Origin of the sequence: Paenibacillus sp. cl6col (genome assembly GCF_900102125.1) — a bacterium.
GTDB classification, from domain to species: Bacteria; Bacillota; Bacilli; order Paenibacillales; family Paenibacillaceae; genus Paenibacillus_B; species Paenibacillus_B suaedae.
The window spans coordinates 399,431-422,122 of record NZ_FNAZ01000004.1; the positions used below are offsets into that span (position 1 = coordinate 399,431).

Genomic DNA, 22,692 nt, shown 5'->3' on the forward strand with positions numbered 1-22,692 from the left:
GGTGACCATGGGAAGATGTGGACAGTAATTACGGCAATCGTAACACTAATTGTAGGCATTATCATCGGCTTCGCTGGCGGCGTGTACTACTTGCGTAACCAAATGACGAAAATGCAATCAGACCCTCAAATGCTGCAGAAGATGGCGAAGCAAATGGGCTACAATCTGAATTCGAAGCAGATGCAGCAAGCACAGCAAATGATGAAGAACAAGAATTTCAAGAAAAACCGCTAAGTTAACGAGATCATGCTCACAAGCGCGGCGGAAGGAGGGACGTTCGTGGCTGGTTTGAAGGATTATGTGAATACACAGGTTGGTACGAATCGCGAGAAGATTGAGCATCATATTAAGGAAATCTTGAAGCTCGTCGGAGAAGATGTTGAGCGCGAAGGATTGCTGGATACGCCAGCACGCGTGACTCGCATGTATGAGGAAATCTTCGCCGGTTATGAGGTAGATCCTCGTGATGCGCTCGGGGTAGCATTTGATGAAAATCACGAAGAACTTGTCATTGTGAAGGATATTACGTATTATAGCCAATGTGAGCATCATATGGCGCCCTTCTTCGGGAAGGTGCATATCGGATATATTCCAAGCGGCAAGATAGCAGGACTTAGCAAGTTCGCCCGCTTGGTGGAAGCAATCTCCCGCCGCTTGCAGGTGCAAGAGCGGATCACTACCGAGATTGCCGACATTATGGATGAGGTACTCATGCCACACGGCGTGATGGTCGTTGTGGAAGGCGAGCACTTGTGCATGTGCGCCCGTGGTGTGAAGAAGCCGGGAAGCAAGACGGTAACGATGGCAACACGCGGCAGCTTCCGGACGGATGCGGCGCAGCGCGCGGAATTTTTGTCACTGATTAAGTAGTAATGTGATGTATGTGGGTGAACTATGAACTGATGAACCCCGTTCCGGGCATGGGACGGGGTTTTTTTCGGACAGAGCAGGGAATTTGAATAGGAGGAGTTACAAGTCACATGACAGAAGCAAAGAAGAAGTCGGAACAGAAAAGTACGGAACAAGAAGTAGAATTGACAGCGGAACAGAAGCTGTGGGCGAGATTGTATGAAGCAGCTTCTGCGTTCAAGAAGCAGGCGAGCTGGGAGTGGATGCCGGAGAACGTGATCTTTGGCGTGAGCAATCCCGAAGACGGAGAAGTGGGCTATTGCACGATTATGAATGGAACAGACTACTTGTTCGGTCTGGCGTTATTCCGCGGCGGTGAAGGATTAGAGAGCCTGAACAGCATGATGCTGGACAATCATGAGCAGAATGCATGGCTGCACCGCCAAAAATGCATCATGGTAACGTTTGAAGACCGTACGGATCTGGAAAAGCGCGATTTGGCACAGATCAAGGAGCTCGGGTTCCGCTTCCGCGGCCGTAATGCATGGCCAATGTTCCGTGCATACGACCCGGGGTTTGTTCCATGGACGCTTGACGAGAAGCAGGTCAGTTTCTTGGCGATCGCCTTAGAACAAGCGATAGATCTGGCAGCGCGCGTGAAGAAGGACAATGAGGTAATGACAGCACCGCAATCCGGTCAAGTGTTGGTTCGTACTCCGGACAACAAGAAGTGGGTAGATCGCTGGATGGATCCTGACTTCGTATTGGAGCGTCCTGTGAAGGTTGAAATCGAAGATCGCGATCGTCTGAATGATGTTATGAATCGTTTCCCGAATAAGAAGGGCCAATGGGAGACAGAATTTTTCTATGCGCCTGTTGCTGTGAAGGGTGAAGGCGAGCGTCCGTACTATCCGCGTCTTTGCTTGTGGGTAGACCGTACGACACGTGCTGCTGTAGGCTTCCATGTCGCGTATGATGACAACTTTGAGCAGGAGTTCCTGAATCATTTCTTGCAGCTTATTGAAGAGCAGGGGGTACGCCCACAGAAGCTCATCATTCGCACGAATGAATGCGTGGATCTGTTCGAGAAGACAGCACAGCGTCTGAAAATTCGCATCGAGCGCGAGTCGCACCTGGCGTACTTGGAAGAAGCGCGCGGAGACTTATTCGATTATTTCTCCAAGCAAGAAGGGTAGAAGGAATCTATTTACGTTATAAATGATATATGTCCTTAATAAATAGGGAATGAGGAGAAGGCATGGCTTCGCTGAAAGGCGGGTCGTGTCTTCTTTTTTAATATACTGCTCACCCGGGAAAGGAGGGTGTCTTAATGAAATCGCTGCATGTATAATGGGAATAAAGATGTTTATGCTATCTATGGAAATAAAGGAGTGCTGCTATGAAGCTTTCAATGCATATTACAAAGGAAGACTATTGGAAATTTAATAAATTCGTGATATACAGCATGCCGAAATACCGTAAAGTCATGCTAGCGAATATCATCGGCCTGCCCTTGTTTTTAAGCATCATTCTTAAAGTTATCGGAAAACCATGGGTGTACTCGATTGTAGTTGGGGTAGCGCTGGGGGTGCTTTTGAACGTATTTATGTATTTTTCGATTAAGAGAAAGGTTATCCGTTGGTCTGCTTCCACAGAAAATGCAGCCTGGCTCGGAGATCATACGATGGAGATTACGGAGCAGGGAATTGATGAGACGACGCCGGTCGGCAGCGCTCATTACAACTGGGATGCGATACCGGAAATCAGAATGACCAAGGACTACATCTATATCTTCATCAGCTCGATGCAGGCACATATTATCCCACTTGCTTGCTTGTCTAACTCGTCCAAGCAGACACAGCTTATTCAGCTTCTTGAGGAGCATCATAAGAAAAAGATTATCGTACATTCCTAACTGGTGATCACATATTACATCCATGCAAAAAGTCCTCTGTATACAAAAGTTGACAAGGAAAAAGCCTAATCAACATCTTGTAAGCAGAGGACTGTTATGTTAAGATCTAATGTACGATATGAGTATATTTTTAAAATGCATTACTATCCAAATATATAATACCATATCGAATCACGGGCTGTCAACCTTGATTTATAAATTTCTAAAGAAGCGGGTGGTTAGATGAGTACGAAAGAAGAACAATGGCGTCTAGAAGAGGAACGAGCGACTCGGGTGATGGAAGCTATTGAGCAGCATATTGAGCCCCTGCAGCAGGATATTGGCGACATCAAACACGAAGTAGTCGAATTCCGCAAGGCATTCTGGGACGATGTCAAAATCAACATGGACGATATAAATGAGGCGATAGAGACCTTCGCCAGCATGAAGCAGCAGGCAGAGGTGTTAACCGAGCGCGAGCATAGACACCGCCATGCTGCGCGTCAGTTGGATGTATTAACTCGCATGGCGAAGTCTCCCTACTTTGCACGAATCGACTTCAAGGAAGCTGGAGAAATGCGCGGTGAGGAGATCTATTTAGGCATTGGCTCTTTCCGCAATGAAGAAGGCGAATTTTTCGTATATGACTGGCGAGCTCCGGTATCGAGCTTGTATTATGATTTCCCTCCAGGCCCTGCGCGCTACACGACTCCTGTAGGGGAGATAGAAGGTACGATGGAACTGAAGCGTCAGTTTCTTATTTCGGAAGGCCGGTTCCGTGGAATGTTCGATACCGGGGTTACGATTGGAGATGAATTGCTGCGTCAAATGCTTAGTCAGCCGTCAGCCGAGCATATGAAGAGCATTGTAGCGACCATACAACAGGAGCAGAACCGCATCATTCGCAATGAACGGAGCGGCGTGCTGATTGTGACGGGGCCAGCAGGCAGCGGTAAGACGTCGACAGCTTTGCAGCGTATTGCATACCTGCTCTATCGGTATCGGGAAACACTGCAGGCGGAGCAGATCGTATTATTTTCCCCAAATCCTCTGTTCAACCGTTATGTCTCGACAGTGTTGCCGGAGCTGGGAGAACGAAATATGGAGCAGACGACCTTCCAGGATTATTTGGAGCACCGCCTAGGCAGCAGTTTCAAGCTTGAGCATCCGTTCGAGCAAATGGAATATTCACTGACAGCTGCAGAAGAACCGGGCTATAGCGCTCGTATGGAGGCGATCCGCTTCAAGGCAAGCCGTAACTATATTGATATGATCCATGCGTACGTACAGTGGTTAGGGACAGGAGGCCTGCAGCTACATGATATTTGCTTCCGCGATGAGGTAATCGTAACTGCAGAGCAAATTCACAGCCAGCTCTACCGTTATGATGCATCGCTTCCGCTGCCGAACCGTTTGCGCTTGCTGGCCGAATGGCTGCGTGGGGAACTGCATCGCGCGGCGAAGCAAGAACGCAAGAAGCCGTGGGTGGATGAGGAATTAGAGATGCTGGATGATGATGCATACCACGAAGCTTATATGAAGCTGCAGCGCAAGAAGCAGTTCTCGGAGGAAACCTTCGATGACTTCCAGCGTGAACGCGACTGGCTTGCTGCATCGATTGTGAATGAGCACTTCAAGTCTCTCTATTCACAGGTGAAGAAGCTTGGGTTTATTGATATGGAGGGGACGTATCGTCAGTTGTTCGCTATGCCAGATGTATCGGAGCGATGTGCGGCAGCCGGAACGCTGCCTGCGGAGTGGAGAACCATATGTGCAGATACGGAAGCACGCCTTCTATCAGGGGAGATGCCATTTGAGGATGCAACGCCATATCTGTATCTGAATGAATGCATTAAGGGGTTCCGTGTGAATACCTCTATTCGCCAACTGTTCATTGATGAGGCGCAGGATTACTCACCGTTCCAATTCGCATTGTTAAGACGAATGTTCCCGCGCTGCAGCATGACGCTGCTTGGGGACTGGGAGCAGGCGATTTATCCGCATGCTGGGGAACAGGATATTAACAGCAGTTGGCTATCTTCGGATATGCGCGGCGATTCATCTGCGGAAACTTTCCACTTGACGCGAAGCTACCGCACAACTCGTCCGATTATGGAGTTCGCCCGCTATCTGGCTATGGATGGCGATCGTATTGAACCGTTCGATCGGGCTGGGAATCTGCCGACAGTTACCGTTGTAGAGGACAGAGCGGAGCGTGATCGACTGGTCGCGGATCGCATACGTCAACTGCTGCAGGAAGGGCATCGCAATGTAGCCGTGATTTGTAAGACGGCTCAAGAGAGCAAGGAAGCATATGAGGCGCTGCAAAATGAAATTTCGATTTACCTTGTCGAGCAAGATACGGCCTCATTCCATGAGGGTGCGCTGGTTATTCCTTCGTATTTGGCCAAGGGAGTAGAATTCGATGCAGTTGTCATCTATGATGCATCGGAAGCTGCCTATGGGCGTGCAAATGAACAGAAACTGCTATATGTATCCTGCACGCGGGCCATGCATGAGCTTCATGTATTCTGTGTCGGCAAGCCGAGTCCATGGCTGGCTGCGGTGCCGGCGGAGACATACCTTTCTCTGTAAGATCCCAATAAAGCTGATAGGGAATAGAACAGAAATAGAACAGAAATAGAACAGATCTGTCTTTTTCGATTAGCCGGTTGTAGTAATCTTAGGCAAGGGAGGTATGGACATGAAGGTATACATCGTAGATGCTTTTACAGATGCGCCATTCCGTGGCAATCCGGCTGCGGTCTGTCTCGTTGAACAGGAATGGGATGAGACGATGATGCAGCATATCGCATCCGAAATGAATTTATCCGAGACAGCATTTGTTCATGTAGATGCAGAGTGGGAAGAGGGGGCTCAGCGCCCTCTCGGCCTACGCTGGTTCACGCCTGAGGTTGAGGTTGATCTATGCGGACACGCAACGCTGGCTACGGCTCATGTATTACGGCAATGCGGGATTGTGAGCGGGGACAGAGTCTCCTTCGAGACGAAGAGCGGCATTCTCCATGCTGCATATAAGGAAAGCGGGGGCCAATGCGAGATCACGCTGGATTTCCCAGCATCTTCGCTAATGCCCGTAGAGGATGAGGCGCTGCGAGTGCGTCTGGAGGAAGCGCTAGGCTGCTCGGTGCATGAGGTACTTAGAAGCCGAATCGAGCTAATGGCCATCGTGAATTCGGAACAGACTGTACGGTCGCTGGAGCCAAATTGGGAACAGCTTAAGGCGTGCGATGAAGAAGCGATTGGTGTGCTCGTTACAGCGAGAGCAGGGGAATCTGCCCATGACGGAATTGACTTCGTGTCACGCTGTTTCTTTCCCGCGCTCGGTGTGAATGAAGACCCGGTTACGGGATCTGCTCATTGCACGATGGGGCCATATTGGGGAGCCAAGCTCGGCAAGTTATCTCTAACTGGACGTCAATGTTCTGCAAGAGGAGGCGTTGTGAAGCTGGAGCTGCATCAGGAGCGGGTGTACTTAACCGGCACGGCTGTCACAGTTATGGATGGCAAGTTCACTTTTTCGTAGATTAGTGATTTCATTTTAGGAGGGAATAGAATGGGAGTTTGGATGGAGATGACCATTCTCATCTTGCTCGCCTGCAATCTACTGCTCCTTCTGCGCATCAACAGTAAGCTTCCGAGGCGGGATCGCGCCCAGGAAGCTTACGATCGTGCGAAGAAGAAGTATGGGATTGACTGATGCCTGCACTGCCTATAGGGTTGTACAACCAATGCCTGCATATTCACGTTTCGTCTTACATGTCAATAATTCATAATAATGACCTCGTTGATCACACCACGGCCATCACCTTTGGAATTAATGCTTCGCCTCGCTTTTACCGTATGGATTCGATATCCCTCATACAATTGATGAATATAGTCTGTCGCATGATTGGACAGCATGACATATACACCACGTTCACTAAGTTCCTTAAATACATTGGCTAGACGCTGTTGTTCCGGTCGGCCGAAGCCCCCCTTGGCATACGAAGTGAAGGCGGCAGTTGGCGTCAAGGTGTCATAGGGAGGATCAAAATAGACGAAGTCGCCGGCGCGTGCCTCCTGCACAGCCTCAGCAAAATCTCCATCCATCATTCGAATATTGGCGCGGTTCAAATAGGAGGACATACTGCGAATAGTTGTTTCTCTGATGATGTTCGGCCGCTTGTATTTCCCGAATGGAACATTGAATTGGCCGCCTGCATTGACTCGGTATAAGCCGTTATAGCATGTCCGATTCAAATAAATAAGTCTGGCGGCGCGGTCGATAGGGGATAAGGCGGCGTAGGCTTCTTGGTTCCGGTCCCATGCCCGGATTTCATAATAGTATCCTTCGTCGTTGCGATGCTGGCGAAGGGTTTCAATAAGTTGGTCTGGCTGCTGCTTTATCATTTGGTACACGTTGATGAGCTCTGGGTTGACATCGTTAATGGCCCCGTTGTCTGGCGTTAATGCTAACAATAACGCCGCTCCGCCGATGAACGGCTCGAAGTAGGCTGCTCGCGTCCAGTCTGCCGAAGGCAGAAGGGAACGGATGCTGGGAAGTAGTTGGCGTTTGCCGCCAGCCCATTTCACAATAGGTCTGAGCAATTCGCCTCACCCCTTTCGAAGTCGATAACTCATTGTTCTGGTACAAAAGGAAAGCGCGGCACAGAACCGCACGTGATCCAGCTATTTCCATTTATTATTGTATAGAACGAAAAGGGTGCGGCGCAACGGCGAATAAGCTCGAAAAATAGGAAGTAAACACCTCATTCATCGAATGATGTTGTAAGCTTAGAAGGGAGTCCATTTCAATTTGCGAGCTTGCTCGAATCGTTCGGATACAGCGGGCCAATTGATGACATTCCACCAATCGGCAATATATTTTGGCCGTTCATTTTGATGCTTCAAATAATAAGCATGTTCCCATACATCAAGCGGCAGCAGCGGGACGACATCCCATTGGGACAAGTTCTGATGTTTCTCTGCTTGCAAAATCTCCAATCTTCGGCTGCGCGGACTCCAGACGAGTATCGTCCAGCCACCACCCTCAACCTTCTCTGCTGCGTTCGAGAAATGCTTCCGGAAGGCATCGTAGCTGCCAAAGTCATGCTCAATTTGGCGCAGCAGACTGCCTGTAGGCCTGCCTCCGCCCTGCGGACTCATTACATCCCAGAAGATGGTGTGCAGATAGTGACCAGCCCCATTGAACGCAAGCTCGTTCTCCCAATATTTCACCAGATCGAACTTATTGGTGCGCCGTGCTTCTGCTAGCGCCGACTCGGCCTTGTTCAAGCCGTCCACGTAGCTCTTGTGATGCTTGTCATGATGAATGCGCATCGTCGTCTCATCGATATAAGGCTCAAGCGCATTATAAGGGTACGGAAGCGGAGGAAGCCGGTGTCCGCCAATTGGAACGAAGGATTCCCCATCTGTCTCATCATCCTGTTCCGGCTGCGCGCTGCGCGTATTGCCAATGTGAGCATGAATGCCTTGAATGGATTGTTGTGGATAGGGATACTGATGTTGCTGGGGCTGATACTGATGCTGCGGCCAATGCGAGGAAGGCTCGTTCCCCGCGGCGTGAATGCGAGCTGGTGGGGATGAGCTGCTGTTAGAACGAGTGTTATGATTGCTTCCCGGGGGGTCTACTGCTGGGTAAAAGACAGGTTTAATGGCTTTCAGAAAGTACTGGGATCGCTCCGTGATATGATCGAATACGACAGGGGCGTGCTCCGTATGCTGCACGGCTTGGCTGTTATGCTTAATGGCATCAAGCTGCTGAACGAACTGCTCGGATTGATATACAGAAGCGCGGAGCAATTCTTGAAGCTGTTGAAGCTGATCTGGCTGAAGGACATCTGGCTGCTGCAGGGCGGTGCGCAGCTGTCCCCTCGCTGCATCTTCCGTCTGTGACAGAACCTGTTCCCATTGGGCAAGCAGCTGCACGTATTCAGGCTCCAGCTGGGGCACAATTGCGCGAATGACCTCTGTATGCTTCTTCTCCTGCTGCTTCCAGTAGGCACTCTCTTCCAGTACACGCACAGGCATAAGTGGCCCGTATATGAGCTGCAATGTTCTCCCTCCTTGTGATTGAAATGGTTCTTTTTATTGTATTAGCTTCATAGGTTGACCTATGTAAAATGGCACAAAAAAACCGCAAGCGGGGGCTTGCGGTTCAACTTCGACTTATTCCATCTCGTATTCTGTGAAACTTCCTTGCCGAATTTCTCAATCGGCGTAGCAGGGAAGTTAGTTCTGTGCAATGAACAAACCGCGATCAGCACGATAGGCTGCATTCAGAAATGCGGATGTCTTCGACAAGTATTCTTTGCGCTGTGTGCGATAGATAAGCTCATGCTGTGTATTAGGGACGATCCATGCCTGCGAGAGCTTATTGGACTGATGGGCGGCAATGCCTTCTGCAATTCCATATGGCGCCTTGGAGTCCGCTGTTCCATGAACGAAGAGAATCGGCATCTCATAGTTCGTTGATTTCACTTCATTGTATGGAATTTGCTGTAGGCTCGTGCCATTGACAGCAGGGAAGAAGGTACGCAGCAGATCAAGCGATGGATGCTTCGGCAGTGGAGCGTACTGCTGCAAATTATGATATAGCGTATCTGGCTCCAGCAGGAAGGTGCTGTCCAGAATCATGGCATTAATATCATGGGTAAGCAGTGCTGCTTGAAGCGCCGTTCCGGCACCCATGGAGAAGCCCCATACGACGACGTGCTCAGCACCGCGTTCCTTCGCGAGCTTGACTGCGCCTAGCAGCTGTTCCTTCTCCAGACGGCCGCCTGTTGCTTTGGTCGGATGCTGTTCGGAAGCAAATCCATAGTCGAACATGATGACATTGTAGTCGAGTCGATGTGCGAATTTGGCGAGGTCATACATCGGCACCCAATATTCTTCTCGATTGGCCCCGTAGCCATGGCTGAAGATTAAGGTGCGCTTGGAAGGCTTATCAGATGGAATGTACCATCCGTCTACCAACGTATGCCCATCGCGAGCGGGAAAGGATACCGTCTCGTACTTCATCCCTTTGGCCTCCATTGGATTGGAGAACAGCGGGGGTACTTGCGGATTGGCGAACATCCATGCGATGAATCCGTGCAGGGCAAGGAAGATGACAATCGCAGCGAAGAAGGTCGATAGGGATAGCGCAATGGCTACATGCTTCACTCGTAGTCTCCGCGCTGCCGCAGGGGCTGCTCCAGATGGGCCGAGCCATTCAGGCTGTAGTGCGGGAGATGTAATAACAGGTGTGCTCATGTAGATGACCTCCTTCGATGATGTAATGCAGAATGGTGTCGAGCCCAATAAATTCATATAGAACAAAAGTCCCGATGGGAGCTGATTCGTGTAAACGTTGTCTTCGTATCATTATCGTATGCGGGAATCCGCATAGGGTCAACGGATTTGCGCGATTTGTAAGGTGATTGTAATCGTCCCGTAACATTGCAATCTCCCTGTAAAAACATGTCGAAAGAAGGGACGTTCGTAGGATGCGGGAGAATGGTGCTAGTATCTTTACGAAAATAAGGAAGAGAGTTATACTAGTTGTAACGATGTTCCATACTATGGAACCGAAGAGGGAGATACATGGTGGAAGAACGAGGAAAGCTAACCGTACGCGCCGTAGAGCGTGCACTCGATATATTAATGTGTTTTGCCAATGAGCGAGATATCAGCTTGACGGAACTTGCAACCCGCGTTGGGCTGAATAAGAGCACTGTTCATCGTCTGATGACAACATTGGAGGATCGCGGATTCGTACTTAAAAATGGCGATAAGTATCGCCTGGGATATCGGGTATGGGAGTTGGCGGCGAATTTGACGCAGGTCGATGATCCTGCTCAGCTGCTGCAGCCGGAGATGGAACTCCTGCGCGATCAGTTGGATGAGACGGTAAGTCTATATGTGAAGGATGGCAACGACCGGATACGGATTCAGGCCGTGCAGAGCAATCAGGCGATCCGTAGAGTAGCGCCAGTGGGCGTTCGTTTGCCGTTGTTCGTGGGGGCATCCAGCAAGGTGCTGCTTGCCTTTGCTGAGACGCACGAGCTAGAGGCTGCATTGCGCGATTCACGCTGGCCGTCCTCCATTGACAAGGACAGCTATATGAAGCAGCTTGAGGAAGTGCGTCGACTCGGATATGCTGTGAGCTTGGAAGAACGCGAACTTGGAGCGGCGGCTGTATCTGTGCCGATCATGGATCGGAATCAGCGGCTGGTCGCAGCCTTGTCGGTATCGGGGCCTGTCAGCCGAATGTCGGCAGATACGCTTGTATCCTTTGCCCCGCAGATGATGGAGACTGCCCGCCGAATGGGCACGATGCTGCTGACGATGCAGTAACAGTCAGTCTGCTGTAATCGACGGTTAAGATTGTCTTTTTGCTAGATTCTGTGCATTGTAAATAATACGTCCTTCGGCCCCTCTACTGCGGTAAGCAGTGGAGGGGCCGAAGTTGTATAGACCTATGAAATGCGCCTGACAGCACCCATCAGAACGGAGATCGGAATGCCAGCCATGATCTGCAGTGATGTATAAGGTTATGCTGAAGTTATTGCTCCAATTGCGACATCCTGCTATAGGGTTTGTGAGGAATGACGCTGGCGATATTGGCCGGGAGTTATTCCTTCGAGCTTCTTGAACATACGATTGAAGTAGGGGGCCTGGTAACCGGCCGATTCAGCGATTTCATTGATCTTCATATCCGTGGTCAGTAGAAGCTGCTTGCAATAGTTCATTCTTATCGAGGTAATATAATCGACATAGTTCGTTCCTGTCATTTGCTTGAAAGCTTTGCTCAGTTGGGAGATGCTGACGCCATTACTTTTCGCATAGGTTTCGAGTGCAATCTCTTGGCCGTTGCTTTGTGCAATCTGTTCGAGCAGATTGTCTACAATCTCCTTCATAGATGCATTGAAGCTGCGAGAGAGCGAATGAATGTAAGGGTGGATCACCTTCTCTTGGAACCAGGACAAGGATGCTTGTGGATTGCGCAGCATACGAAGCTCTTCATACAGCTGGGCGCTGTCATAGACGGCATACGGATTATGGCCGGCCTGAAGCATAGCGCGATGGATGCTTCCCATTAGTCGCAACAGCGCTTGATGGACAAGCCATTCTGCCGCGTGGCTTGCTTGCAGTGCCTCTACATACTGCTCCAAGGCTTGCGTCGCTTCCTGGGCCAGACCCATATTGAGAGCGTAAATAAGCTCCTGCTCAAGCACAAGCAGAGGGGCTTCAAGCAGCGTATTCGCTCTATCCAGCACTTGATCGGCCTGAAGCAATTGGCTCGTTGCGTCGAAGGTGCGGCACCGAAGCGCACGCTGAGCCTGCTCCATGGCATGGGGAATATCCATCCACGACGAAGTTGGCCCGTTATAGACGATGGTAGCCTGGATGCGCAGAACCTCATGCAGCACGTTGATATAATGGGAGCACAGACTGTGCATCTCCTGTTGTGCTTCTGCTTGAGTATGATCCTGTGTGGGAAGTATGAGCACAAGTCCGAACGATCCATCTAAGAAATTAATCGTGTGAACATGTTCCGCTGCGGATTGGGATAGTTCTGCCACGATATTGATAGCTGCGTACGTTAATAGAACATCGTCTTTATCGGACAGCGGCTTATATTCTTCATCGGTTGGATGAAGTTGTAGAACGATCGCTGCAAATGACCTGCCTTCAATGGCGACCCCCATCGTATGAAGCCTCTCCATCATCTCCCTCTCTGTCCAGTGCGCAGCCTGTCCTGTAATGAATTGATTCATAATTGCCTCGCGCATGGACGGCACGGCCTGATTCAGCCTCCGTTCCAATGTTTCATTTGTAATTCGATAATGCTGCCACTCCCGTTCAATATAATCAAGCTCATTGTGAACATCCGTATCGGGGGAGCGCCAGCCTGTAAGCAAGTTCATCATCCGGCGTATCGGTCGATACATACGGTGGGAAGCGAACCAGCTTAACGCTAACGCAGCCAGCAGGGCAAATATCCAGCACACAATGAGGATATGTGTATAGGGTCGTGTAGGTGCCGTAATGATGGATTGAGGGGTAGCCGATAAGTAAGTCCATTTGCCGCCCATTTTCTCCAAGGTTACGGTGTTTATGAGCAATGTATCCTGATCCAAGGGAACCTTGCTGCTTCCGCTAGGTTGATTCAATGCCTCTGTATGTTGAGTCTGATGAGATTGAATAGCGGCGAATGCCTCAGGATTCTGTCTGCTTGCTACGCTTTGCCCAATAATGTGTCCTTCCTCGTCCAGCAGGTAAGCATATCGGTCTGGGTTCGCAAATACGAACAGCTTAGACGGATTGATGTAAATCACGATAGCCCCGTAGGATGCGTTTCCATTGAACGGCAGCTTCATTACGACGGCATGGGACGAGCCTCTACTGAAGGGACGCTGCAATTCATGTGTCCAGAAGATGCCCTGCTCGGCCGACATAAGCTCCTTCCAGCGAGATTCTTCTGCCTGCTCCAATGTCCGAAGACCAATCGAGGGCTGAAGTACTTTGTTCTGCTTCGCCACGTACAAATACACCTGATCAATAATCGGATCGGCATTCTCGATAAGCGTGAGCGTATCGAGCAATTGGTTCGTTTCCTCGAACTGCTGTGCGAAATCCATATCGGAAATCGTCGGCTTGAAATGCGGCTTCACGACCATATGTAGAGCGTAATTAATAAGCTGCCCAAGCTGTTTATCGATTTGTTTGGCTGCTTCAATCATCTCGCTGTCGTTCTTCTCTTGAAACTGCTTCACGAGCTGCTGGTTGCCCATATATAAATAAGCCGCACTGATGATCGTGATTGGCAGGCAGGTCAGCAGTACGGCGAGCGCGAGACTTTTCCAATAGAAGATTCCCTTGGAAGAGGGACGTAGTATATCATGCAGCTTTCCCATGAATTCCTCCTGTGTGGCAATGGATGATGAAACGGAATACTGGATAATCATTGATATTTGATATTGGAATAGAAATTGTAATTTGCTCGACTGCACGAAGCTGTTCATACAAGAACGGTAGTATGGAATGTTCTGGTATGGTGGCCGATTGTATTTATCATACTGAATGGCACAACGGAAGAAAAGGCTTACAGAAAAAAAGTGCAGCCTCAGGAAATCGGAAAAATGCTGCATCGAATCTCGCAGCAGGTGATTCTTTGCGGGGCTTGCTTGTGCGTTCATCGAGCGATGAATAAGCGCGGTTATGCAGGTAGGTAAGACGCTTCAGCAAAAAAGTCAAATTGCATGAAATAATGATAGCGTTTACATTAATGAAAAAATCCTAGCAACACTGCGATACTCGCTGTCTCAATTGAACATGCAGAAGAAAGTGAGGTAGTACTGATGAGCATGGAACCATCAACATCTGCATCTGCAGCCCAGTTAGAACGGAGGACATCATCTAAACGAAGAGTGCGCACACGTGTATGGGTAGATGTGAAGAGGGATAGATACTTGTATTTGTTGGCGCTGCCAGGACTTCTCTTCTTCCTTGTCTTCAAGTATGTTCCGATTACGAATCTTGTGATCGCCTTCCAAGACTATTCGCCGTATTTCGGTGTGTTTCAAAGTCCATGGGTAGGATTCGAGCATTTCAGCCGCTTCTTTGCAAATGAAGATTTCTACATTCTGCTGCGCAACACACTCGCTATCAGTTTTCTGAATCTGTTGTTTTTCTTCCCGGCGCCGATCATTCTTTCTATCATGCTGAACGAGGTTCGGCATTCGATTGTGAAGCGAACAGTACAGTCTCTCATTTACATTCCGCACTTCTTATCGTGGGTGCTCATTTCGGGGTTGACGTTCCTCATGTTCTCGCAATCGGAAGGGTTGTTCAACAAGCTGCTGCTGTCTATGGACAAAGAGGCTTTTGATCTGCTCACGAATCCAAGTTATTTCTGGGGAATGTTGACGGCACAGTCGATCTGGAAGGAGGTCGGTTGGGGGACGATTATCTTCCTCGCTGCTATCGCAGGAATCGATCCTCAGCTGTATGAGGCTGCGGTGATGGATGGAGCAGGGCGGATGCGCCGCATTTGGCATATTACGCTGCCGGGCATGCGCAATGTGATCATCATTCTGTTTATTTTGCGGTTAGGCACTATTATGGATACCGGATTCGAGCAGATTTATCTGATGATGAATGCAGCCGTCTCCAATGTAGCGGAAGTGTTCGATACGTATGTGTACAGGGTTGGGATTAAGCAAGGGGAGTTCAGTTACAGTACAGCCATCGGATTATTCAAATCGGTAGTTGGCGTCATTCTTGTGGTGGCGGCCAATCAAATTGCTAAGCGCTTCGGACAGGACAGTTTGTATTAATTAGGGAGGAAGACAAGTGCTATGAGAGATAACAGTGTGAGAGATCGCTTATTCAATATCGGGAACATAGCCATTCTACTGCTCATCAGCTTGGCGACCGTCTTTCCCATTTACTATACAATCGTGCTGTCGTTCACGGATCCAACGGAATATTACACGAAGCCGCTTATTTTGTTCCCGGCCAAATGGTCACTGGATGCCTATGAGTACTTGCTCGCAAACGGCTTGTTTGTCAGCGCACTCGGTGTGAGCACCTTTCTGGCTACAGTGGGAACAGCATGCAGCCTCATCGTAACCGGGGGCTTGGCTTATGCGCTCTCTCGGAAGCGACTGCACTTCCGGAAGGCCATTCTGTTTCTTATTTTGTTAACCTTTCTGTTCCAGCCAGGACTTGTGCCGCAGTATTTAATTGTGCGCAATGTAGGACTTATCGATAATATCTGGTCGCTCATTATTCCGTCGCTGACCAGTGGGTGGTACGTTCTGCTTATGAAGGGATTCTTCGACAGTATTCCCGATAGTCTGGAGGAAGCGGGACGAATTGATGGGTGTAACGAGATAAGCGTATTTTGGCGCATTATATTGCCCTTGTCACTTCCAGCGCTGGTCGCATTCGGCTTGTTCTTTGCGGTAGGGTATTGGAATACCTATTTCAACGCGCTTATGTACATTAACGATCAGAGCATGTGGCCGCTGCAGGTGCTGCTGCAAAACCTGCTGGTCGATCCGGCGGCAATGGGCGGCGGGGCAGGAGGGAGCGGAGCGGATTTCCGTATGAATCGCCAGATGCCGTCCGAGACGTTGAAAATGGCAGCCGTCGTCATAGCAACTGTGCCGATTATGCTGGTGTATCCATTCTTACAGAAGCATTTCGCCAAAGGTGCGATGGTTGGCTCTGTCAAAGAATGAATAAATATAGGATGCACATGGACAGCCTGTAGCGCTCGCATATCAAAAAGGAGGGTTCAGAATGGTTCACAATTCATCACGTAAGTTGTCATCCTTGCTCAAGACAACAATGCTTATCATGCTGGCATGTTCACTGCTGCTGACTGCATGCGGCGGTGGAGGCACAGGCGATGCCTCTGGGGGAGAAGGTCCGACGAAGATTACACTGCAAACGTTGAATTATGCGCCCGACATGGTGAACAACAGCAATCCGATGTGGAAGGAACTAGAGAAGAACACGAATACACAGCTGGACATCACATGGCTGACACCAACGACGATTGAAGATAAGGTCAATGTGATGCTGGCGTCCGGTGAGATGCCGGATGTTACCTTTGTGGAGTCGCTGAACAACTCGCAGCTCCAGAAGATGATTAAGCAAGGCGTGTTCTGGGATTTGACGCCTTTCATTACGGATTATCCGAATCTAACGGAAGGCGTTAAGGCGGCGATGTGGGAAGAGACGAAGATCGAGGGCAAGAACTATGCCATTCCACGGTACTATCCAAGCTTTGGCGGCGGTGTATTCCCGATGCTGCGCAAGGATTGGCTGGATGAGCTGAATCTGCAAGTGCCAAATTCCATGGATTCGCTCTTCGACGTACTGAAGGCATTTAAGGAGAAGGCGCCCGGCGGGAAGACTGATATCGTTCCTTATGCGGCATCCCCAGACTCGCTCGGTTTTGTATATAACGTCTACAATGAAACGCAAGGCGCATGGAAGTTGAAGGATGGCAAGCTGGCGCCGATCATCACTGAAGATGCTTCCCGTGATGCGCTGCTGTGGATTAAGAAAGCCTACGATGCAGGACTGTTTCCGAAGGATTTTGCCATCTTAAAGTTCTCGCAAATTATTGATATGGTTCGCGGCGGCAAGGTAGGGGCGGTGGGGTTATCCATGAACCATGTCTGGATCCAAGGGGAAGTGCTTCGCCAGATCGATCCGAAGGCCGATCTCATTCCGGCCTCTTACCTGGCGAATCCGCAGGGGGCTAAGTATGTCCCTTCCGGTGAGTCCTATTATGGAGTTTACCTTATTCCTAAGAAGGTACCAGAGGATAAGGTGAAGAAGATTCTGGCGCTGTTCGATTATGGCAATAGCCCAGAGGGCAATATTCTGGAGTACTACGGCTTGAAAGATGTGCATTACAAGGAAGAGAACGGCAAGCGGATTGCTACTGAGCAGGCGAAGAAAGATCTGACGGGAGACGGCAACATGTCGAGCTTGTTCCACTTGATTAGCGACGATATGGCTATTGCTGCAGTGGGGATGCCAGATGAATTGTATGAACGCAACGTGAAAATTGTAAACGAGCGCAAGGAGCATGTTGTACCAGATCCAGGACGCGGCATTTATTCGGAAGCCTATAATCGGTTCTACCCGGAAATTAAAAAGAAGGTAGAGGATATGCGGACGAAGGTGATCATTGGGAAAGAGACGATTGAGGCTTATGATCAGTTTATTGCGACCTTGAAGCAGGATAAAGAGCTGCAAATGATTACAGATGAAATGAATAAGGCTTACCAAGCAAAATAATGAGAGGCCAAGGAACGCTGCTGCTTACGAGCGTTCCTTCGCTTCATTAGAGGGGGAGAAGCAACATGAAGCCTATCACTGCGGTTGTGATTGGGGCAGGGGATCGGGGAGCACGTGCATATGCTCCATACGCACTGGATAATCCGCATGAATTTCGTATTGTAGGTGTCGCTGAGCCGAATACAGAACGACGACGCAAATTTGCCGAGCAATTTGCACTAACCGCTCAGCAGCAATTCGATTCTTGGGAGTCGCTGCTTGGCAACGAGAGGCAGGCAGAAGTTGCAATTATCTGTACATTGGATCGAATGCACATCCAGCCAACGCTCCGGGCACTTGAGTTAGGGTATCATGTTCTGCTGGAGAAGCCGATGTCGCCTGTGCCGGCAGAGTGTGTGGAGATGGAGCTTGCGGCCAAGCGGTACAATCGTCTGCTCACGATCTGCCATGTGCTGCGTTATACGGCATTCTGGTCATCTTTGAAGCGGGAAATCAACCGAGGTGCGATTGGTGATATCGTCTCGATACAGTTAAATGAGAACGTGGGCAATATGCATATGTCGCACAGCTTCGTACGCGGCAATTGGCGCAATAGCGACGAGTCGAGCCCGATGATCCTGCAGAAATCATGCCATGATCTGGACATTTTGGCGTACTTAATGGGGGAGCCGTGCACACGCATTAGTTCGTTTGGCTCGTTAATACATTTCCATGAAGGGAATCGACCGGAGGGTGCACCGCTGCGCTGTATCGAAGGATGTCCGGCAGAACATGTCTGCCAGTATCATGCGCCGCGTTATTACCTGGGGGAAGGCATTGGATGGGCGCGGAAAATTACAGATGATCATACGAAGGAAGGCATCATTAAGGCGCTGTGGGAAGGGCCGTACGGGAAATGTGTCTATCAGACGGATAATAATGTTGTGGATCATCAGGTCGTCAATATGGAATTCTCCAGTGGCGCAACGGCTACCTTCAGCATGTGCGGCTTCACACACGACAATACCCGCATTGTGCAGGTGATGGGCACGAGGGGGGATATTCGCGGCAATATGGAGGATGATGCATTCACGATCCATGATTTCGTGACGAAGGAGATGCGTGTTGTCCATATTCATGCATCCGCTGCAGGGCATGGGGGTGGAGACGCGGATATAGTCCGCTCCTTTATTAAGGAAGTGCGTGATTTCGAGGCGGGAATGGTGACGGAGAGCAAGTCTTCTGCCTCCGTCTCCGTACGCAGCCATCTGATGGCATTCGCAGCAGAGGCATCACGGCTGGATGGGGGCAGATCGATTGATCTACAGGCCTATTATGATGAACTGGCAGGAGCAGCGGTACAACCGCATGTTCATGAGAAACATTGCTAATCATGTCGTAATGCATGCATACTGATGAACTTAAAAAAGCCAGCGATCGCTGGCTTTTTGCATTTGTATAGATAAGTGCACAGTGTTTGAATAGGTATATAAATGTGCAACTGTATAGTGCACACTTGAATGATACGAGCCTTGCGCGAGTAAAAGCAAATACCAACATCGTTCAAATACGAGAAGAAACACTAATTACGAACTAGTGGCTATACGCTGGCATGTATCATAAAAGACGGCTTCCAGGGAACGATGTCCATTTTCTATGCGGCAAAGACTAGCGACAGAATCGCATGCGACCATGACGCCTTCATTCATGAAGGCGACAGTATCGGCCGTGTCCTCCACGACAGACAAAATATGAGTCGAATAGAGGATTGTTGTTCCTTTCCTGCGTTCAGCATGGATTAGTTCCTTGAACGTATGCACCCAATAGGGATCAAGTCCGTTGGTGGGCTCATCCAGAATGATGATCGGAGCTTCAGGCAGCAACGCTTGTGCGAGCGCGAGCCGCTGCTGCATTCCCTTGGAATAATGGCTTACCTTCTTATGCTTATCTTGTTCCAACCCAACGAGGCAGAGCAGCTCATCGATGCGACCTCGCGGCACCTGCAGCAGCTTGGAGAAAAAGTGCAGCACCTCGTATCCCGTCAAGGAACGGGGAAATACCATATTGTCAGGCATATAGGCGAATGTGGATTTATAGGCGATGTCCGTGGACGATACCTTGTGCCCGTTCAAGTAAATGCTGCCTGACGTTGGCTTCACGATGCCGATCATCATCTGAATGATCGTGCTCTTCCCGGCGCCATTGCCTCCACATAAGGCGAAGCATTCGCCTTGGCCGATTGAGAAGTGGATATCGCGCACCTGATTCTGCTTGGAATAAATCTTGGATACATGATCGAATCGAATCATCGCATTTGTTGTCATTCGCGGATGCGCACCCCCTGCTTCACAATGATGATGGATAAGGCAAGCGGAGCAATAATCCATGCCGCAGCCGTTAGACAGAAGGCAATTTGTCCGGTGCTCCCCTCGGCCCATATCGTAAAGTCATAGAGCGTCGGCCCGAATATCATGCCGCTCTTCATTTGAACGATGCTCCACACCCGTATCAGCTCAACTGGATTGAACAGGATGGATGTGGTTAAGAGTGTAATAATCCAATGAAAAGGGACAACACTGGAGACACCCATCACGATATATTCGTATAGGAGCACGCTGAGCGCCCATGTCAGAATACTGATGCCAAGCGCTTGGAATCGCGTGCTGGCATACACGCCGATGACCGAAGCGATCGCCAGGAAGACAGCCGCAAGCAGCAGGGTCAAGGCGATAAAGAGAAAAAACAAGGAGGCGGCGAACATGCCAGTGCGGTTCGTGATCCACAGCACAGTTCCGACAATACCGTAGCCGAGCAGGATAACGGCTGCAATGGCCGCCAGCATGCCTATGTATTTGCCAAGAACAATGGAAGTTGGCGATACCGGGTAGGTGAGCAGCAATTGATAGCCCCCATCCTCTTTATCTCCCGCGAGCATGGTACTGCCCATTAACAATGTGAGAAGCGGAACGAGGAAGAGGGAGAGATTCAGAAGTCCTGCAGTCATTCTCGTAAACCCTTCGTATCCTGCCTGATAGCCGGTGCTGCCGAAGAATACGATGAACAGCGCCAGTAGTGTAAATAATATGGAGAAGCTTGCCAGCCAGCGGCTGCGAATGATCAGCTTCATTTCCTGCTTCGCAATTGAACCTATATGCATCATTGATGACCGTCCCATTTATGCTGCTTCAGGTCAGGGAACGACAGAACGTTTCCTTTGCCTTCTTGTGCAACGTATTGTTCCGCTTGTTCCTTGTTGGGAAAGACCAGCACGCCATTCGCCATTGGCGTCCAGAAGTCTTGGTGGTAGGCGAACCAGGCTTGCTCCAGCTCTACCCAATTGCTTACGGCGTATACATAGGACTTGGCAATCGGATTGTCTGCATTGTGATAAGATTGGATATAATCCATCATGCAGCCGATATCATCGAAAGTCATAATCTTGCCGTCCGTTAATACAACCTCTGTTGCGTAGTCTTCGTTCGCTACGCTCATATTGCATATGATGCATACATCGATATCAGGGTTAATCGGTCTCGGTTCATAGCTAGGTTTGCCGCAGGATGTGGCAAGCATAAGGCCGACTGCCGCTACGACTGTTCCGAATCTCCATGTCATTTCTGAATCCTCCCTTGTGCAAGAATGAATATGCCGCCAATTAGGAACAAGCATCCTGCGATGCCGATAAGATGGCGATTGTCTGTAGGATGTTCCGCTTCTAGGACTGATTGTGCAGGATCATCTACAAGTGGTTGAAGGGTGGGCTGCTGCGTAAGCGGGAACCGATCTGCTCCGCTCGTGGCGTTAGCGGAAGGCAGCATGCGATTAACTGCATTCCATAGCTGTATGGCAGGGCTCTCGAAGTAGAATTGCAGCTGCGGCTGCTTCGGCAGCAGCTTGTCATAGATGGAGCCTGCGTAGTAAGGTAGTTCCCCGATGCCGTCGCCGGTAATATCGAAGGAAGAGTAGTCGTCCCAATAATTGCCCGATGTGCCGTCATCAATGGCCTGCTTCGCATCCAAGCTACGTGCTTGCACGACATTGCCGATGAACTGGTTCCCCGATATGGTAGTTCCGGTATTGCCCTTCAGCAGACTAAGGCCAAGATGATTGCCCGAGATGACATTGTCTGTAATGATGCTGTCTCTCGCATCCTCCAGTGCGAGACCGTTGCTGTTGTACATCATGCGGTTGCCCCGCATCGTGATGCGGTCGGTGTCATAGAGCAACACTCCATAGCCGCGGTAATCAAGCTGCTTCTGCATGATGTTCTTCTCAATCCGAAAGGAGGAGGAGCTCATGGCCATCATCCCGTTAATGTTGTACATGAATTGATTGCCCGATACGAGACCTCCTTCACCGAACATGAGATGAATGGCGTAGCGTGAATCGGATATCGTGTTGCTGCTTAGCGTACTGTCGGCTGCGAAGTCGATGTAAATGCCGTCCTGAACATCATAAATGTCATTGCCACGCACAACATTACCACTGCCATAGAAGAGGTGAACGCCGTTGCCTCGCTTAGAGATACGGCTGTTATTGCTCGTTATCGTATTGTTCTCGATCTGATTGCGGCTTCCTTTGTTGACATAGATGCCATTCTGTACGCGGGACAGCGTATTGGACATGATCAAGTTGTCCGAGGAGGCGATATAAATACCGGCATCCTGCTTCTTGCTGCCGCTCTGGATAATCTGAAATCCGGTTAGGGAAACGCCGGGAGCGGTAATTGTGACGACATGACCTTGATTATTGCCGTTCAGCGTAACCTTGGCACTGTCTGCAGCTTGGAGCTTCAGCGGCTTATCAATGACAAGCTGTTCATGATAGATGCCTTCTTGTACGGTAATGATAGCGCCTAGTTCAGCTTCATTAATGGCCTTCTGGATCGAATCTCCGGCACGAACGATGAACGTCTTCCCGTTAGCGTTAGCGGCATGCAGCTTGCTTGTACCTGGGAAGCAGATGAGGAGAGACAATAGCAAAGCTAGAGCGGCCAGCAGCATTTTTCTGTTGACTTGTCTGCAATTGGTCACAAATGGCACCATCCTGTCCCCATTTTCATTTTCTTTGGCTCCTACATTACGACACAATTGTGTGCAAAGATGAAAGAATGTGTGAACGGAGCATGACAACCCGCA

20 protein-coding genes are annotated in these 22,692 nt (G+C 49.7%); 12 read left to right on the top strand and 8 right to left on the bottom strand.

The features are described from left to right. The first annotated feature begins 15 nt into the window (after positions 1-15). The 7 genes from BLS15_RS13635 (at position 16) to BLS15_RS29000 (ending at position 6,464) form a co-directional block, all read left to right on the top strand. Complete coding sequence (locus BLS15_RS13635) at positions 16-234, top strand: YneF family protein (RefSeq protein WP_021256135.1); 219 nt, start codon at positions 16-18, stop codon at positions 232-234. A 45-nt stretch (positions 235-279) separates the two neighbouring features. Further along, on the top strand, positions 280-870 hold the full coding sequence (gene folE / locus BLS15_RS13640) for a GTP cyclohydrolase I FolE (RefSeq protein WP_021256134.1): 591 nt from the start codon (positions 280-282) through the stop codon (positions 868-870). 110 nt (positions 871-980) lie between these two features. Next, positions 981-2,045 (top strand): DUF7309 domain-containing protein, encoded by a 1,065-nt coding sequence (locus tag BLS15_RS13645; RefSeq protein ID WP_021256133.1) that lies wholly within the window; start codon positions 981-983, stop codon positions 2,043-2,045. Between the two features lie 203 nt (positions 2,046-2,248). Next, the gene (locus tag BLS15_RS13650) at positions 2,249-2,764 is read left to right on the top strand and encodes a YcxB family protein (protein ID WP_021256132.1); all 516 of its coding nucleotides are present in this window, start codon (positions 2,249-2,251) and stop codon (positions 2,762-2,764) included. Positions 2,765-2,986: 222 nt separating this feature from the next. Further along, positions 2,987-5,338 carry an RNA polymerase recycling motor HelD gene (gene helD / locus BLS15_RS13655; protein WP_021256131.1) on the top strand — a complete coding sequence of 784 codons (2,352 nt, stop codon included), beginning with the start codon at positions 2,987-2,989 and terminating at the stop codon, positions 5,336-5,338. 109 nt (positions 5,339-5,447) lie between these two features. Next, complete coding sequence (locus BLS15_RS13660; RefSeq protein ID WP_021256130.1) at positions 5,448-6,290, top strand: PhzF family phenazine biosynthesis protein; 843 nt, start codon at positions 5,448-5,450, stop codon at positions 6,288-6,290. 30 nt (positions 6,291-6,320) lie between these two features. Then, the gene (locus BLS15_RS29000; RefSeq protein ID WP_175460762.1) at positions 6,321-6,464 is read left to right on the top strand and encodes a hypothetical protein; all 144 of its coding nucleotides are present in this window, start codon (positions 6,321-6,323) and stop codon (positions 6,462-6,464) included. A gap of 62 nt (positions 6,465-6,526) precedes the next feature. On the opposite strand, the gene BLS15_RS13665 is transcribed toward BLS15_RS29000, so the two are convergent. The 3 genes from BLS15_RS13665 to BLS15_RS13675 form a co-directional block, all read right to left on the bottom strand. Beyond that, positions 6,527-7,354, bottom strand: a complete 828-nt coding sequence (locus BLS15_RS13665; protein ID WP_021256129.1) for a DNA adenine methylase — start codon at positions 7,352-7,354, stop codon at positions 6,527-6,529. Between the two features lie 186 nt (positions 7,355-7,540). After that, positions 7,541-8,821 carry a Fe-Mn family superoxide dismutase gene (locus BLS15_RS13670; protein WP_021256128.1) on the bottom strand — a complete coding sequence of 427 codons (1,281 nt, stop codon included), beginning with the start codon at positions 8,819-8,821 and terminating at the stop codon, positions 7,541-7,543. A gap of 177 nt (positions 8,822-8,998) precedes the next feature. Beyond that, a complete protein-coding gene (locus BLS15_RS13675; protein WP_021256127.1) occupies positions 8,999-10,021 on the bottom strand; it encodes an alpha/beta hydrolase in 1,023 nt (340 codons plus the stop codon). A 333-nt stretch (positions 10,022-10,354) separates the two neighbouring features. Here BLS15_RS13675 and BLS15_RS13680 point away from each other — a divergent pair, with 333 nt between their 5' ends. Beyond that, positions 10,355-11,104, top strand: a complete 750-nt coding sequence (locus BLS15_RS13680) for an IclR family transcriptional regulator (protein WP_028533615.1) — start codon at positions 10,355-10,357, stop codon at positions 11,102-11,104. A gap of 233 nt (positions 11,105-11,337) precedes the next feature. Here the strand turns inward: BLS15_RS13680 and BLS15_RS13685 are convergent, their stop codons facing one another. Then, on the bottom strand, positions 11,338-13,668 hold the full coding sequence (locus tag BLS15_RS13685) for a helix-turn-helix domain-containing protein (protein WP_021256125.1): 2,331 nt from the start codon (positions 13,666-13,668) through the stop codon (positions 11,338-11,340). 444 nt (positions 13,669-14,112) lie between these two features. On the opposite strand from BLS15_RS13685, the gene BLS15_RS13690 reads away from it, so the two are divergent. From BLS15_RS13690 to BLS15_RS13705, 4 genes are all read left to right on the top strand, one after another. Then, on the top strand, positions 14,113-15,090 hold the full coding sequence (locus tag BLS15_RS13690; protein ID WP_028533617.1) for an ABC transporter permease: 978 nt from the start codon (positions 14,113-14,115) through the stop codon (positions 15,088-15,090). Between the two features lie 21 nt (positions 15,091-15,111). After that, positions 15,112-15,999 (top strand): carbohydrate ABC transporter permease, encoded by an 888-nt coding sequence (locus BLS15_RS13695; RefSeq protein ID WP_021256123.1) that lies wholly within the window; start codon positions 15,112-15,114, stop codon positions 15,997-15,999. 61 nt (positions 16,000-16,060) lie between these two features. Next, a complete protein-coding gene (locus BLS15_RS13700) occupies positions 16,061-17,575 on the top strand; it encodes an extracellular solute-binding protein (RefSeq protein WP_021256122.1) in 1,515 nt (504 codons plus the stop codon). 65 nt (positions 17,576-17,640) lie between these two features. Beyond that, positions 17,641-18,945: a Gfo/Idh/MocA family protein gene (locus BLS15_RS13705; protein WP_090512041.1), complete on the top strand. Its 1,305-nt coding sequence runs from the start codon at positions 17,641-17,643 to the stop codon at positions 18,943-18,945. A gap of 195 nt (positions 18,946-19,140) precedes the next feature. Here the strand turns inward: BLS15_RS13705 and BLS15_RS13710 are convergent, their stop codons facing one another. Genes BLS15_RS13710 through nosD form a run of 4 tightly spaced genes read right to left on the bottom strand, consistent with a single transcriptional unit; the run spans position 19,141 to position 22,587 of the window. Beyond that, positions 19,141-19,878 carry an ABC transporter ATP-binding protein gene (locus BLS15_RS13710; protein WP_021256120.1) on the bottom strand — a complete coding sequence of 246 codons (738 nt, stop codon included), beginning with the start codon at positions 19,876-19,878 and terminating at the stop codon, positions 19,141-19,143. Beyond that, positions 19,875-20,714, bottom strand: a complete 840-nt coding sequence (locus tag BLS15_RS13715) for an ABC transporter permease (protein WP_021256119.1) — start codon at positions 20,712-20,714, stop codon at positions 19,875-19,877. The genes BLS15_RS13710 and BLS15_RS13715 overlap by 4 nt, the downstream gene beginning before the upstream one ends. Then, on the bottom strand, positions 20,711-21,169 hold the full coding sequence (locus tag BLS15_RS13720) for a nitrous oxide reductase accessory protein NosL (RefSeq protein WP_090512044.1): 459 nt from the start codon (positions 21,167-21,169) through the stop codon (positions 20,711-20,713). The genes BLS15_RS13715 and BLS15_RS13720 overlap by 4 nt, the downstream gene beginning before the upstream one ends. Continuing rightward, complete coding sequence (nosD, locus tag BLS15_RS13725) at positions 21,166-22,587, bottom strand: nitrous oxide reductase family maturation protein NosD (RefSeq protein WP_021256117.1); 1,422 nt, start codon at positions 22,585-22,587, stop codon at positions 21,166-21,168. The genes BLS15_RS13720 and nosD overlap by 4 nt, the downstream gene beginning before the upstream one ends. Between the last annotated feature and the right edge of the window lie 105 nt (positions 22,588-22,692).